The 12,780-nt window shown below is 70.0% G+C and carries 15 protein-coding genes; 7 read left to right on the plus strand and 8 right to left on the minus strand.

Annotated elements, in window-relative coordinates; genetic code table 11:
- Positions 1-10 precede the first annotated feature (10 nt).
- The gene (locus tag AB0I79_RS55895; protein ID WP_357892909.1) at positions 11-1,234 is read right to left on the minus strand and encodes an amino acid permease; all 1,224 of its coding nucleotides are present in this window, start codon (positions 1,232-1,234) and stop codon (positions 11-13) included.
- A gap of 81 nt (positions 1,235-1,315) precedes the next feature.
- Here AB0I79_RS55895 and AB0I79_RS55900 point away from each other — a divergent pair, with 81 nt between their 5' ends.
- The 4 genes from AB0I79_RS55900 (at position 1,316) to AB0I79_RS55915 (ending at position 4,404) form a co-directional block, all read left to right on the plus strand.
- Positions 1,316-1,777 carry an Lrp/AsnC family transcriptional regulator gene (locus AB0I79_RS55900; protein ID WP_357892911.1) on the plus strand — a complete coding sequence of 154 codons (462 nt, stop codon included), beginning with the start codon at positions 1,316-1,318 and terminating at the stop codon, positions 1,775-1,777.
- A gap of 70 nt (positions 1,778-1,847) precedes the next feature.
- Positions 1,848-3,239: a serine hydrolase domain-containing protein gene (locus AB0I79_RS55905; RefSeq protein WP_357892913.1), complete on the plus strand. Its 1,392-nt coding sequence runs from the start codon at positions 1,848-1,850 to the stop codon at positions 3,237-3,239.
- Between the two features lie 56 nt (positions 3,240-3,295).
- A complete protein-coding gene (locus AB0I79_RS55910) occupies positions 3,296-3,847 on the plus strand; it encodes an RNA polymerase sigma factor (RefSeq protein WP_357892914.1) in 552 nt (183 codons plus the stop codon).
- Positions 3,844-4,404 (plus strand): hypothetical protein, encoded by a 561-nt coding sequence (locus AB0I79_RS55915; RefSeq protein WP_357892916.1) that lies wholly within the window; start codon positions 3,844-3,846, stop codon positions 4,402-4,404. Before AB0I79_RS55910 ends, AB0I79_RS55915 begins: the two co-directional genes overlap by 4 nt.
- 67 nt (positions 4,405-4,471) lie before the next feature.
- Here the strand turns inward: AB0I79_RS55915 and AB0I79_RS55920 are convergent, their stop codons facing one another.
- Positions 4,472-5,635, minus strand: coding sequence for an MFS transporter (locus tag AB0I79_RS55920; protein ID WP_357892918.1), 1,164 nt, complete (start codon positions 5,633-5,635; stop codon positions 4,472-4,474).
- 53 nt (positions 5,636-5,688) lie between these two features.
- Here AB0I79_RS55920 and AB0I79_RS55925 point away from each other — a divergent pair, with 53 nt between their 5' ends.
- The gene (locus AB0I79_RS55925; protein WP_357892920.1) at positions 5,689-6,042 is read left to right on the plus strand and encodes a MerR family transcriptional regulator; all 354 of its coding nucleotides are present in this window, start codon (positions 5,689-5,691) and stop codon (positions 6,040-6,042) included.
- Between the two features lie 55 nt (positions 6,043-6,097).
- On the opposite strand, the gene AB0I79_RS55930 is transcribed toward AB0I79_RS55925, so the two are convergent.
- The gene (locus tag AB0I79_RS55930; protein ID WP_357892922.1) at positions 6,098-6,820 is read right to left on the minus strand and encodes a GntR family transcriptional regulator; all 723 of its coding nucleotides are present in this window, start codon (positions 6,818-6,820) and stop codon (positions 6,098-6,100) included.
- A gap of 2 nt (positions 6,821-6,822) precedes the next feature.
- The gene (locus tag AB0I79_RS55935) at positions 6,823-7,365 is read right to left on the minus strand and encodes a UTRA domain-containing protein (protein ID WP_357892924.1); all 543 of its coding nucleotides are present in this window, start codon (positions 7,363-7,365) and stop codon (positions 6,823-6,825) included.
- A 138-nt stretch (positions 7,366-7,503) separates the two neighbouring features.
- Between AB0I79_RS55935 and AB0I79_RS55940 the strand changes: the two genes are divergently transcribed.
- Together AB0I79_RS55940 and AB0I79_RS55945 are read left to right on the plus strand one after the other, a co-directional pair.
- Complete coding sequence (locus AB0I79_RS55940; RefSeq protein WP_357892926.1) at positions 7,504-7,719, plus strand: DUF397 domain-containing protein; 216 nt, start codon at positions 7,504-7,506, stop codon at positions 7,717-7,719.
- 85 nt (positions 7,720-7,804) lie between these two features.
- Positions 7,805-8,209 (plus strand): hypothetical protein, encoded by a 405-nt coding sequence (locus AB0I79_RS55945; RefSeq protein ID WP_357892928.1) that lies wholly within the window; start codon positions 7,805-7,807, stop codon positions 8,207-8,209.
- Positions 8,210-8,637: 428 nt separating this feature from the next.
- On the opposite strand, the gene AB0I79_RS55950 is transcribed toward AB0I79_RS55945, so the two are convergent.
- The 4 genes from AB0I79_RS55950 to AB0I79_RS55965 are packed head-to-tail and all read right to left on the minus strand — an operon-like array spanning position 8,638 to position 12,596.
- Positions 8,638-9,783: an acetyl-CoA C-acetyltransferase gene (locus AB0I79_RS55950; RefSeq protein ID WP_357892929.1), complete on the minus strand. Its 1,146-nt coding sequence runs from the start codon at positions 9,781-9,783 to the stop codon at positions 8,638-8,640.
- Positions 9,784-9,840: 57 nt separating this feature from the next.
- The gene (locus AB0I79_RS55955) at positions 9,841-10,557 is read right to left on the minus strand and encodes a hypothetical protein (RefSeq protein WP_357892931.1); all 717 of its coding nucleotides are present in this window, start codon (positions 10,555-10,557) and stop codon (positions 9,841-9,843) included.
- A gap of 23 nt (positions 10,558-10,580) precedes the next feature.
- Positions 10,581-11,345, minus strand: coding sequence for a class F sortase (locus AB0I79_RS55960; RefSeq protein WP_357892933.1), 765 nt, complete (start codon positions 11,343-11,345; stop codon positions 10,581-10,583).
- 6 nt (positions 11,346-11,351) lie between these two features.
- Complete coding sequence (locus AB0I79_RS55965; protein ID WP_357892935.1) at positions 11,352-12,596, minus strand: hypothetical protein; 1,245 nt, start codon at positions 12,594-12,596, stop codon at positions 11,352-11,354.
- Positions 12,597-12,780 lie beyond the last annotated feature (184 nt).

Consider the following 12,780-nt stretch of genomic DNA (forward strand, 5'->3'; position numbering starts at 1 on the left):
TGTCGCCCGTTTATAGCCCGATTTTGTAGGAACGGCGAGGGTTGATGCTCAGCGCGGCGAACGCCACCGCGCCCAGCACGGCCGGCACCAGCAGGTACGCCCCGCAGAACGCCAGCCCCAGCAGCGACATCCCGGTCCCCACGATCGCCACGATGCGGTGCCGGCCTCGCGGCAACATCCGCACCGCCGCCGCCACCCCCGCGGACGTGACCGCGGCCAGGCACGCCGAGGTGGCCCGCATCAGCATGTCCAGGTCCACCGCCCACACCAGGACGGGCACGCTGAGCACCAGCACCAGCCCGAGACTGCGGTACGGCGTCTGCCCCGGCGCCCCGCCCCTGGCGAACCAGCGCGGCAGCGCCCCGTCCGCCGCCAGCGCCGCGCCGAGCCTGGCCGCCCCGGCGAGGTAGGTGTTGACCGCGCCGAACGTCAGCAGCACCGCCACCACCCCGGTCACCGGGCGGGCGACGGGGCCGAGGCCGAGCTCCAGCATCCCGGTGAGCGGCACGGCCGACATGTCCGCGCCGAGCACGCCGACGGAGGTGACGGAGACGCCCGCGTACAGCAGGCCGATCACGACGAGCGTGACCACGGTGGCGCGCACCAGACCCTCCTTGCGGGCGAACTCGCCCGACAGGTGGCTGGCCGCCTCCCAGCCCACGAAGGCGAACATGAGCACCCCGGCCGCGCCGGCCACGCCCGCCAGGCCGTACGGGGCGAAGGGGGTGAAGTTGGCCGGGTCGGCGTGCGGGGCCGCGGTGATCACGGCCGCGGCCAGCAGCGCGACGAGGAGGGCGACGAAGCCGATCTGCAACCGTCCCGACGTGCGCAGCCCGGCGGCGTTGGCGGCGAACGCGGCGGCCAGGATGAGGCACGCGGCCAGGGTGGCGTCCAGGCCCAGGCACGCCTCGACGTACTGGCCGCCGACCAGCGCGCCGGCGACCGTCCCGATCGGCACGGCGCCGTAGAACCACCAGCCGGTCACCGCGGCGGCGTGGCGGCCGAACGCGAGGCCGACGACGGCGGCCACGCCCCCGCCACCGGGGTAGCGCGCGCCGAGCGCGGCGAAGGTCAGCGCGACGGGCACGCTCAGCGCGAGCATCCCCGCCCAGGCCAGCACCGACGCGGGCCCGGCTGCGGCGGCGGCCAGGTGCGGCAGCACCAGCATGCCGGGCCCCAGCACCGCGCCCACCAGAAGCGCCGTGCCGTGCCATGCCCCCATATGTCCATTCATGTCGCTGAAAGTAGTCCGAACATTCGGCCTGATTCCGTGCTAGGCGAACGTTCGGCCGAAATGGCATGGGAACCTGACCGCATGGACGAACTTGATTCGGCGATCATACGGCTGCTGCAAACGGATGCTCGGCAGTCCAACCGCGAGCTGGCCAGGCAGCTCGGCATCGCGCCCTCCACCTGCCTGGAGCGGGTCAGGTCGCTGACCCGGCGCGGCGTGATCCGCGGCTACCACGCCGACATCGACCCGGCCGCGCTCAACCGCGGCGTGCAGGCGATGATCTCCGTGCAGGTGCGGCCGCTGAGCCGGGCGGTGATCAACGCGTTCAAGGCGTCGGCGGCCGAGATGCCGGAGGTGCTGAGCGTGTTCGTGCTGGCCGGCGGGGACGACTTCCTGCTGCACGTGGGGGTGCGGGACCTCGACCACCTGCACGGGTTCCTGCTCGACCGGCTGAGCAAGCGCAAGGAGATCGTCGGGTTCCGCACGTCGGTGGTGTTCCAGCAGGTGCAGAAGGCGGTGCCGACGCGGCTGGAGGACACCTGACTTTCGTCAAGGGTGGTTCTGGACGGTCGGCGGATACGGGAGGGTGCCCCGCGTTCCTAGGTTCTTCCCCGTGAAACTCCTTCTGGCCCTCGCCCTGACCCTCACCCCGGCCCCCGCACCGGAGCTGACGCCCGCCGCCATCGACGCCTACCTCCAGGAGGCGATGGAGTCCACCGGGGTGCCGGGCCTGTCCGTGGTCGTGACACACGGCGACGAGGTCGTGCACGCGGCCGGGTACGGGCACGACTCCGATGGGCGGCCGATGAGCGCCGGCACGCCGATGCGGGTGGCCTCGGTGAGCAAGTCGTTCACCGCCATGGCCGTCATGACGCTCGTGGAGCGCGGGAAGATCAAGCTGGACGAGCCGGTGGCCGCGCAACTGCCCGGCTTCACGATGGCCGACCCCCGGGCGGCGCGGATCACCGTACGGCAGCTCCTCAACCAGACCTCCGGCCTCTCGGACCGCACCGTGGACATCGCCGCCACGGAGGAGGCCACCTCGCTGGCCGACTACACCGCCCGCCTGGCCGGCTCCCGGCTCGCCGCCGACCCCGGCACCCGCTACGAGTACTGCAACGTCAACTACGACCTGGCCGCGCGGCTGGTGGAGGTGGCGAGCGGGCGGCGGTTCGGCGACTACCTGCGCGATCGGGTGTTCGGGCCGCTGGGCATGGCGTCCAGCGCGGTCTCCGACAAGGTCGTGCCGGTCGCGGACGGCTACAACTCCCTCTTCGGCCTCTGGCTGCCCCGGCCGGAGCTGGCCGGGTTCCACGACGACAGCGGGGCGGGCGGGGTCATCACCACCGCCGCCGACATGGGAAAGTGGCTGATCGCGCAGGCGGGCGACGGCCGCCCGCTGGTCAAGCGGCAGAGCCTGGAGGCCATGCACCGGCCCACGAAGCTGCGCCCGTACGGGATGGGGTGGGGCATCGAGGACAACGGGCAGCTCGTGCACTCGGGGAACCTGTTCACCTACAACGCCGTCGAGGCCGTCTCGCCCAAGACCGGCTACGGGTTCGCGGTGATGACCAACAACGCGACGCTGTACGACCCGACGTACGACATCATGCTCGGGCTCACGGCGATGAGCGAGGGCAGGGCGCCGGAAGGGCCGGGCAACGACCGGCAGCTCTTCGAGGCGGTGCTGGGGGCGTTCGCGCTGGTCGCGGCCGGGCTGGGTGTGCTGGGCGTGGCGCGGGCGGGGCGCTGGGCCGCTCGCAGGTCGGGACGGCCGTGGTGGCGGATCGGGCTGCGGCTGGTGCCCGCGCTCGTCCCGGTGGCGGTGCTGGCCGCGTATCCGGACCTCGTGTCCGTCCTGGTGAACGGGCGGACGGTCACCTGGGCGCAGCTCACCTACTTCCCCGCGCCCTTGTCGGTGATGGTGCTGGTCACGGCGCTCGCGGGCCTGGCGGTGACGGCCAGCCGGATTCGTGCACTGTATAACCGCTCTTCTGCTTTGTAAGCCTCCAGCCGGTTCTCACCAAGTACTGGTGTAGATCGACGAAGGGAGCAAGGCCGGTGCGTCTCAAACGGGGGAAGCTCGCCACCGACCCCGTGGCGTTCGAAGCCTTCTACCGGCGGCACATCGACGCTGTCACGCGTTTCCTGTCACGCCGGGTCGACGACCCGCACACGGTCGCCGACCTGGCGGCCGACGTGTTCCTCGCGGTGCTCGACTCGGCGCACACGTACCGCCCGGGCAAGGGCAGCGAGATCGCGTGGCTGTACGGCGTCGCGCGCAACACGCTGTCGTCCGAGCGGCGGCGGGCGCTGCGGGAGTCCCAGCTCACGAACCGCGTGAGCGGGCGACGTCCGCTCGACGGCGACGACGTGTCCCGGCTGGAGGAGCAGATAGACGCGGAACGGCCCGCCAGGGCGGCCTTCGAGGCCATGGCCGGATTACCCGACGGGGAGCGCGCCGTCCTGGAGCTGGTGGTTCTGGAGCAGCTCACGCCGTCGGAGGCGGCGATGGCACTGGGTATCCGGCCGGGGACCGCCATGGTGCGGCTGCACCGCGCCCGCAAGGCACTTCGCGACCTGCCCTTCGTCATGGAAGGAAATCCACGATGAGATTCGAGGAGCAGTTGCTGATGGACCTCAAGACCGAGATGACCGCGCGGAACGAACGTAGCCGCCGTGTCGGCCGCCGCCTGCTCGCGGGGGCGGCGGTGGCCGGGCTGGCGGCCGTGGCGGCGGTGGCGGTGCCGCTGCTGACCGGGCCCGAGCCGGCGTACGCGGTGAGCAAGAACGCCAACGGCACCATCACGGTGGAGCTCAAGGAGTTCAGGGACGCCGACCAGCTGGAGCAGGACCTCGGGAAGCTTGGCGTGCCCGCCGACGTCACGTACCTCAAGCCCTACACCAAGTGCCAGAACGACCGGGGCGCGCTCGTCGGCGGCGGGTACGACACTCCGGAGGAGTGGCGCGAGTCCGTGCACTACAAGGTCGCCAGGCCGGGGGCGAAGGGGTTCGTCATCGATCCCCGCCAGGTCGGGAAGGGGCAGACGGTGGTGCTGGAGTTCACCGAGAACCCGGAGGGGCCGGTCAAGTCCCAGCTCAATGCGATGGTGATCGAGGGCTCCGTCAAGCCGTGCGTCCCGGAGCACGACCCGACGCAGCTCGGCTGACGGGCGGCGTGATCCCCCTGTGACGGTCATCCGTCCGGGGCACGTCACCGGCCCCGGACGGATGATTTCAGGCCGCGGAACTCGTCAACGGTTCCCGGCGCGGGATGGCGGCGTAGCTGACGGCGAGGGCGGCCAGGCTCAGCACGGCGGCGGCCAGCCCGAGCCACCGCAGCCCGTCCACCGCCACCAGCCCGCCGCCGAGCGCCGACCCGGCCGCGATGCCGATGTTGAACGCGCACACGTTCACCGACACCGCCAGCGTGGGCGCCCGCCCGGCGTGCCGCAGCACCAGGCTCTGCAGCGCCGGCGTGGTGGCCGAGGTCAGCAGCCCCAGCACCAGCACCGCCACCACGGCGGAGCCGGCCCACGGCACCGCGAACGGGAAGACGGCCATCACCACGCTCAGCCCGATGAACGTGCCGCGCACGGTGGCACCCAGCGACCGGTCCGCCAGCCGCCCCGCCACCAGCCCTCCGGCCAGGCTGCCGGCCCCGTACACGAGCAGCAGCGTCGACACCGCCGCCGCCCCGAACCCGGTGATCTCGGTGAGCGCCGGCGCGAGGTAGGTGAACACGGTCGAGGTCGCCGCCAGCCCGACGGCCGTCGTCGCGATCACCACCAGCACCCGCCGGCCCAGCACGGTGGCGATCTCGTCCCGCACGCTGGTGGCCGGGGCGTCCTGGCGGGGCAGCACGGCGGCCAGCAACCCGGTCACGGCCAGCGCCAGCACCGCCAGCACGGCGAACGGCGTCCGCCACCCCGCGTCCTCCCCCAGCAACACCCCCAGGGGCACGCCCAGCAGCGTCGCCACCGAGAAGCCCGACCCGACGGCGGCGATGGCCGTCCCGACCCGCTGCGGCTCCACCACCCGCGTCGTCACCATCAGCGCCAGGGTCAGGAAGGCCGCGTGGCTCAGCGAGGCGACCACCCTGCCGGCGATCAGCACCTCGTACGACCCGGCCGCCGCGCACACCGCGTTCCCGGCGGCGAACAGCAGCAGCAACCCCAGCGCCAGCCCCTTGCGCGGCAGCCGCACCGTCGCGATCGTCACCAGCGGCCCGCCGACCACCACCCCCAGCGCGTACGCCGTCACGGCCTGCCCTGCCGTGGACACCGAAACGTCGAGGTCGGCGGCCACCTGAGGCAGCAGCCCCGCGATCAGATACTCGGACGTGCCGACCACGAACACGCTCACCATGAGCACGGCCGGCACCAGCAGACTCTTCTTCATGCGGGCACGCTAAAGTCTCACATGTATGTGAGAGTCAAGTCGTGGAGGTGGGGATGCGGATCGGCGAGCTCGTCCGGCGCACCGGCGTCAGCGAGCGGCTCCTGCGCTACTACGAGGAGCAGGGCCTGCTGAACCCGTCGCGCCTGCCCAGCGGCTACCGCGAGTACACCGAGGCCCACGTGGAGACCGTGCGCCGCATCCGCTGCCTGCTCGCGGCCGGCCTGAGCACCTCGACCATCGCCACCGTGCTGCCGTGCCTGGAGGCTCGTGGCGAGCGCCTGGCGCCCACGTGCCCGGACGTGGTGGGGCAGCTGCGCGCGGAACGCGACCGCATCGACCAGGCGATGCGCGACCTCCGGGAGTCACGCCAGGCCCTGGACCTGGTCATCTCGGCCGCACGCGGGTGAGCCGGGAACAGGTCACCGGGCCTTCCCCACCAGCCACTCACACAGTTGGCGGTCGTCACTGAGGCTGAGCCGGCTGTTGGTACAGCACCTCGAACAAGTGGCCGCCCTTGATCAGAATCGAAGCTTCGACGGGCCGCTCGTCATCACTGCGGATCACCCGGAACTGCCGGATGACCGGTACGTCCGCCGGCAGGTCGAGCAGCACGACCTCTTCCGTGCGCGGCTGCCGCACCGAGATCCGATCTTCGAACGTCCGCTGAGGAAAGCCCAGGTCAGCAAGCGCTTTGGGAGCTCCACCCTTGATCTTCGCTCGCCCGGCGAGAGCTGATCCCGCAACGATGGCGAGCGGGTAGTACGACCACGAGAGTTCGATGGGATCTCCGGCGTGCAGCAGGATGCGGTGCCGCTCCACGCAGCGCTCGCCTTCGTCGAGATCGAGCGCCTGCGCGATGTCGGCCGGCGGCTCCACCTCGTGCACGTGCAGGAGGTCGTAGCCGTAGCCGCCCGATGCGGGGGTCTTGTAGGCCGTAGCAGTGACGGTGAAGGGCTGCCGCTGCCGTACGAAGACGCCCTTGCCGGGTTGTCCCTCCAGGAAGCGCTCGTCTTTCAGGAGTTTCATCGCCCCCTGGATGGTGGCGGGCGCGCACCCGTACTGCTGCGCGAGTTGGGGTGTGGACGGCAGTTGCGCACCTGCGGGAAGAGCCCCGGACATGATCTGGGCCCGCAGGTCCGCGGCCACCTGCTGATGCCGAGGCCGGCTGTCGACCCGTCTTGCCATGTTCAGCCTTCCTCGTGTTCGTATCGCAGCTCACGGCCGCTGGCGACCATCGTCATCACCGTGCTCTCGAAGGGAGTTCCGGCGCTGTCCCGGGTGACGCGGCGAAGCACCAGGACCCAGTCGGTCGCATCGAGCTTGAGCAGGCCCCGCTCGGTCGCAGTGGCCGGCCGGGCGCTCACCGTCTCCTCAACTTTGCGCGCGCGATGGCCCAGCTCGGCGAGCAGCCTCACCGCGCCACCACGGATCTTGCCCGGATGTGCGAGGGGCGTGTCGCGTGCGATGGAGGCCGGGTAGTAGGAGTCGGCGAGTTCGATCGGCGCGCCGTCGAGCAGCACGATGCGTCGCCGGACCACGACGTTCTGCTCACCCTGGAGGTCCAGGTCACGGGCGATGTCCGGCGGAGCTGGGATCTCGCCGACCTCGCGCAGTTCGTTCGTCCCTGCATGTCCCCGCTGGGCGGCTTCCTCGGTCCACGCGTCGGGCTCCCCATCGCGGCGAGGCCGGATATAGGGAGCCGAGGTGTTGCTCCAACCTGACGGTCGCACGTCCCATCCCCTCAGACGACTCGTCCTACTTCATCACCTTACTAGTACGCCAGTAAGGTCCGAGATCCCGTATACCTTGCTGCGATTTCAATATGGCAGTACGGTTGGAAGCGTTCGCAACGTACAAGGAGGAACAGAATGACGGACCTGTACGGCAACAGCCTCGGCGAGGTGCCGTTCACCAGGCTGTGTGGCGGCAACCAGCAGAACGAGGACGGGGAGAGTTGTGTCCTGATCGCCCCGATCCCCGGCGTGGAGGACGCCTACGCCCTGCGTGACTCGAAGAACCCGGACGCCGGGACCCTCCGCTTCACCGGTGACGAGCTTCGCGCCGCCGGACTCGCCACCATCTGAGCGTCACCCCGAAGGACGGCGGTCCCTGCCTGATCACAGCAAGCAGGGCCCGCCGTCCCCTCGCACTCTACGGGAGCGCCCGAGCATGCATTGGCACGCCTACCAGTGGACCGGCGCCGGAGCCGACCGCGGCAACGAGGCCGAACGCCGACCGGCCTCACCCGACTTCTCCTCGTCGCCGGTGCCTCCGATGCGAACCGGGGACTGGCTGGCCAAGCCGCCGGCGCGGATCGCCCGTACCTTCGACGAGCCCGGCCAGGCGGCCGGGTGGATGGCCGCCGAGTACGCCAAGGTGCACGGCGCGCTGTTGCTGCCCGAGCTGCTGCCGCTGGAGGAGCGCTCGGAGACCGCCGTCGATCTGCTGGCTCGGGGCGTGGACGTGCAGTGGGGCGAATGGCTGCAGGGCGGGCGATTCATCACGATCGGCGTGATCTGCTGCCCCAACCGGCACGTCTCGCATCCTTGCCCGATCCGCCACCCCTCCAGATGACGACCGGCAGGCGTGGACCCGGCTGGTCGCCGCACCAGCCGTGGCGGCGGGGCCGGTCGTTAATTCGGTTGCACGGGCACCCGGCGCCCCCCTAGCCTCTTGGACATGCGCCTTTACCTGTAATTCGCACGCAAGCCCTGTCCCCCGTCCAGCCATGTGACGCGGCACGCAGCTGAGCTCGCAGAGCGGCCCTTTCGTAGGCAGCCGCGTCCCCGAATTACGTAGAGGAGCTTTGTATGTTCATCCGTGCAAGCAACAAGAAGAGCCGCCCCGCCCTGCCGGTCGTGCGGCCGATGCCCAAGATGCCGCAGCGGCCCATCGCGCCGCCGCGCCGCATCCCTTCCAAGGGCAGATGAAGCAACTACCGGGATGGTAGTTAGGCGAGCGCCGCCCCCCTCGTTACGCCCGGGGCGGCGCTCGCGCCTTTCCTACAGCCTCTCGATGATGGTGACGTTGGCCTGGCCGCCGCCCTCGCACATCGTCTGCAGGCCGTACCGGCCGCCGGTGCGCTCCAGCTCGTGCAGCAGCTTGGTCATCAGGATCGCGCCCGTGCCGCCCAGCGGGTGGCCGAGGGCGATGGCGCCGCCGTTCGGGTTGACCTTGGCCGGGTCGGCGCCCAGCTCGTGCATCCAGGCCAGCGGCACCGGCGCGAACGCCTCGTTGATCTCGACCACGTCGATGTCGCCGATCGACATGCCGGCCTTCTTCAGCGCCCGCTGCGTGGCGGGGATCGGCGCGGTCAGCATGTAGACGGGGTCGTCGCCCATCAGCGCGAGCTGGTGGATGCGGGCCCGCGGGGTCAGGCCGTGGTCGCGTACGGCCTGCTCCGAGGCGATCAGCACGGCGCCGGAGCCGTCGGAGATCTGCGAGGAGGTGGCGGCGGTGATCTGGCCGCCCTCCTTCAGGGTCTTCAGGCCGGCCATCTTCTCCAGCGTCGTGTCGGCCCGGGGGCCCTCGTCGTCCTCGACGCCGTTGATGGGCTCGATCTGGTCCTTGAAGTAGCCGTTCGCGATGGCCTTGGCGGCGCGCTGGTGGGACTCGAACGCGAACTGCTCCAGCACCTCCCGCGTGTAGCCCCACTTCTCGCACATCAGCTCCGCGCCGCGGAACTGCGAGATCTCCTGCTTGCCGTACCGCTCCACCCACTTCTCGCCGAACGGGAAGGGCATGCCCTTCTCCAGGGCGGCCGTGATCGAGGAGCCCATGGGCACGATGCTCATCGACTCGACGCCGGCGGCGACCACGAGGTCCTGCGTGCCGGACAGGACGCCCTGGGCGGCGAAGTGGATCGACTGCTGCGAGGAGCCGCACTGCCGGTCGATCGTGACGCCGGCCGTGGTCTCGGGCAGACCGGCCGACAACCAGGCATTTCTCGCGATGTCCATGCTCTGGGGGCCGAACTGCATGACGCACCCCATGATGACGTCCTCGACCGCCTCGGGGTCGACGCCGGTGCGGTCGATCAGCGCCTTCAGCGTGTGAGCGGCCAGGTCAGTGGGGTGGACGGTGGAAAGGCCGCCCTTCTTCTTGCCGACCGGGGTGCGGACCGCCCCGACGATGTACGCCTCTGCCACAGTGCCTCCTGGAAACCGAGCATTATTCGGTTACTAGGGGCAGGGTACAACAGAACGTCATTCGGATGCAGGGGCCGTGGGGGGTACGGCGTCCTCCGGCGCGTCTTCCGGTGCGTCCTGCGCGGCGGGTGCGAGGTCCTCCGGCGCGTCGATCCGGAAGCGCCAGCGGTCCACGGGGATGCCGTTCAGCGCCTCCGACAGCTCCAGAGCGAGCGCGCCCAGCTTCACCGGGTCGTCGCCGCGCAGCTCGATCGCGGTCAGCTCGGTGGCGAAGGGCAGCAGCTCCTGTACGGCCGGAGGCTGCCCCTTCTGCGGCACCAGCGCGGCCTTGACCTCGCCGGCCGTGAACATGAACGCGTCGTCCTCGTCCTGCTGCAGCAGGGGCGCCAGCTCCTCGGCGGTGGGACGTACCGGGAGGATCACCGCAGGACCGCTCTCGGCGCTGTCGTCGGCCGGATCGCTCACCTCGCCCCGGCACACCGCGAGCCCGCCCAGCCGGAACGCCAGGCCCTCGGCCAGGTAGCGGTCGAAGAAGTCCAGCGGCAGCGGCCCTTCGGCGGCCACCCTGACGGCCCACGCCTGCTCCAGCTCGCCGCCGGTCAGGTCCTTGTCCGCCTCGACCGGGGCGTGCACGCGGACGTCCACCGCCATGATGTCGTCGCCGTCGCGCCTGGCGTTCGGATCGGCGAGCTGGACGAGACGCAGCAGCTCGCCGGGGTCCGGTCTGGCGGGCAGTGCCGCCGTGGGGCCAGTACGCAGTCTCCGCTTCGCCATCCAGCCCATGCCCGCCTCCGCGCTCAGCTTCTGTAAGAGCTCGTCATCGTGGCGTACACGATGACGTTGTCCGTGTAGTGCCCGGTGGTCCGATCGTAGGTGCCACCGCAGGTGATGAGGTGCAGTTGGGCGTTCTGCTGCTCCCCGTACACGCGCTGGGTCGGGAAGGTCTTCTTGTCCGCCTGCTCCACCCCGCCGACGGTGAACACCGCGGTCGTCTTGTCCTGGCGCTTGACCTCGATGGTGTCGCCGTTCTTGAGCTCCGGCAAGCGGGCGAAGACGGCGGGACGCGTCCGGGTGTCCTTGTGGCCGAGCAGCACGGCGGGGCCCACCTCGCCCGGGGTGGACATGTTCCGGTACCAGCCGACCAGGTTGTGGTTCTCCGACGGGGGCACCTGGATCGTGCCGTCCCTCTTCAGACCGACCGACTGGATCGGGGCGTTGATGCCCAGACGCTTGATCACGAGCCTGATCGGGGTGGAGGGCAGCATGGCGGGCGCCGGGGTGATCTGCGGCAGCGGCGGCGGCACGTTCGCCGGAGCCTGGAACCACGCCTGCTCGGGCTGGGCGGTCTGCTTCGGCTGGGCCTGGAGGTTCAGGGTGTCCCTGCTGCTCTGGAGGCCGTACTCCTCGGGGGACCTGAGCACGATCAGCAGGCCTGCCACGACCGTCACCACCCCGGCGATCGCGGCCGTGATCAGGACCGCTCTGAGGGCGGTGCTGCCCTTGTCCTGGGGTGGCGGAGGCGTGGGGGTTTGGCCGCCGCCGTACGGATAGTAGCCCGACACGTCTCGTCAGCCCCTGATCGAACGGCGTCGCATGATCAGCCCGCCGACCGCGGCTGCTCCTACCAGGGCTGTGCCGGTCAGAATGAACAGCCGGCCGTCAGGGCCCATCGTCCCACCCGCACCCGTGTCCGCGCCCGCCTTGGGGGTCTGGGACTTCCTGGTGGTGCTGCTGCTGGGGGTGATCGTCACCGTGGAGGTGCGGGTGGTGGTGGGGCGGGGGCTGGTGTTCGTGGGGGTGGGGCTGGTCGTGGTGGGGCTTGGGCTGGAGCTGGTCGAGGCGGAACCCACCGTCAGGGTGTACGACTTGAGCGAGGTCGCGTTCACGACCTCACACTCGATCGACGGGTCGTTGCCTGTCGTGGCGTTCGAGCCGAAGTTGACGGCCGCCGGCTTCACTGTGGCCGTGCCCGCTGTCTGCGTGGTGGTCTTGAGATCGATCTGTGTGGTCGGAAGCGTGATGATCTGACCGGCCGTGACGGTACCGGTGGTGCCTTCACCCGTCGCGGACGTCAGTCCGGTGATGCCTGTGAGGGACGCATAAGCGAAGACCTTCGCTGCGATCATCTGCCCTGTGGCGGGCGCCTTCAGCTCCTTGCCCTGGGTGTAGGTGCCCTTCCACTTGATAGTGAACTGCTCGCCTACCTTGGCGTTGGCAGGCATGGTCAGCTCGACCTTGATCTCGACGTCCTGGATGTCGGTGGCCGCGGGGCCGATGCACTCGTACTGGACGATGTCGGTGCCACTTCCGTTGCCACCGCCCGTGCCGATCGGGACGGTCAGAACATCGGTGGAGGTCGTGGTGCACGACGTGGTCGGGGTCGGCGCGCTGGTGAGAGCCAACGTCAGCGCAGCAGGCCTAACGATGACGCTGGTCGTCGTGGCAGCGGCCACCGCGACCTGATAGGTCACGTTTCCGGCCGGTACCGCGGTCTGGTTGGCGGTGACCGCCGCTCCAGATTTCGCAGTGGTGTCGGAAATGGTGCCGCCGGTCGGCGTCAGCGACAGATTCGCCTGCACGGTGGTAGTTGCGGTCGGGGCGGTCTGCAGCGTCAGCGCCGGAATGTTGACGGTCAAGGTGAAGGACTGACCCGCCGTCACAGTGTCAGGAGCGCTGAGCCCCACGGTGATCGACGTATTCGTGAAGGGTCCGCCACTACACGTGTACGTATATGACTTCGTCACTGCGGCGGACGCCGGCGTCGGCGTCGCCATGATGAAGACGGAGCAGACGGAGATGACGAGCGCGCTCATCAATCCCAACGCGGATGTCGTTTGGGCGAGGCGTCGCCTCACCTGGGACATAAGCACGGGTCCTTCTCCGTTTCAAAGCGTTGTCAACAGTCGTGCCAGACTTCCAGCCGTTGGTCACGGTTAGGTAGAGATCCTACGAACTGTCCCTGTCAACTTCCCGTAAACCGCCAAATCCACCCCAACT

It is taken from the genome of Nonomuraea sp. NPDC050202, from assembly GCF_040656115.1.
Lineage (GTDB): Bacteria > Actinomycetota > Actinomycetes > Streptosporangiales > Streptosporangiaceae > Nonomuraea.

Bases quoted from the DNA above. Each gene is read 5' to 3' on its own strand.
- AB0I79_RS55925 (WP_357892920.1), top strand. From the start codon at position 5,689: ATGCGGATCGGCGAGCTCGTCCGGCGCACCGGCGTCAGCGAGCGGCTC.
- AB0I79_RS55930 (WP_357892922.1), bottom strand. From the start codon at position 6,820: ATGGCAAGACGGGTCGACAGCCGGCCTCGGCATCAGCAGGTGGCCGCG.
- AB0I79_RS55895 (WP_357892909.1), bottom strand. From the start codon at position 1,234: ATGAATGGACATATGGGGGCATGGCACGGCACGGCGCTTCTGGTGGGC.
- AB0I79_RS55920 (WP_357892918.1), bottom strand. From the start codon at position 5,635: ATGAAGAAGAGTCTGCTGGTGCCGGCCGTGCTCATGGTGAGCGTGTTC.
- AB0I79_RS55955 (WP_357892931.1), bottom strand. From the start codon at position 10,557: ATGGCGAAGCGGAGACTGCGTACTGGCCCCACGGCGGCACTGCCCGCC.
- AB0I79_RS55915 (WP_357892916.1), top strand. From the start codon at position 3,844: ATGAGATTCGAGGAGCAGTTGCTGATGGACCTCAAGACCGAGATGACC.
- AB0I79_RS55945 (WP_357892928.1), top strand. From the start codon at position 7,805: ATGCATTGGCACGCCTACCAGTGGACCGGCGCCGGAGCCGACCGCGGC.
- AB0I79_RS55940 (WP_357892926.1), top strand. From the start codon at position 7,504: ATGACGGACCTGTACGGCAACAGCCTCGGCGAGGTGCCGTTCACCAGG.
- AB0I79_RS55900 (WP_357892911.1), top strand. From the start codon at position 1,316: ATGGACGAACTTGATTCGGCGATCATACGGCTGCTGCAAACGGATGCT.
- AB0I79_RS55965 (WP_357892935.1), bottom strand. From the start codon at position 12,596: ATGAGCGCGCTCGTCATCTCCGTCTGCTCCGTCTTCATCATGGCGACG.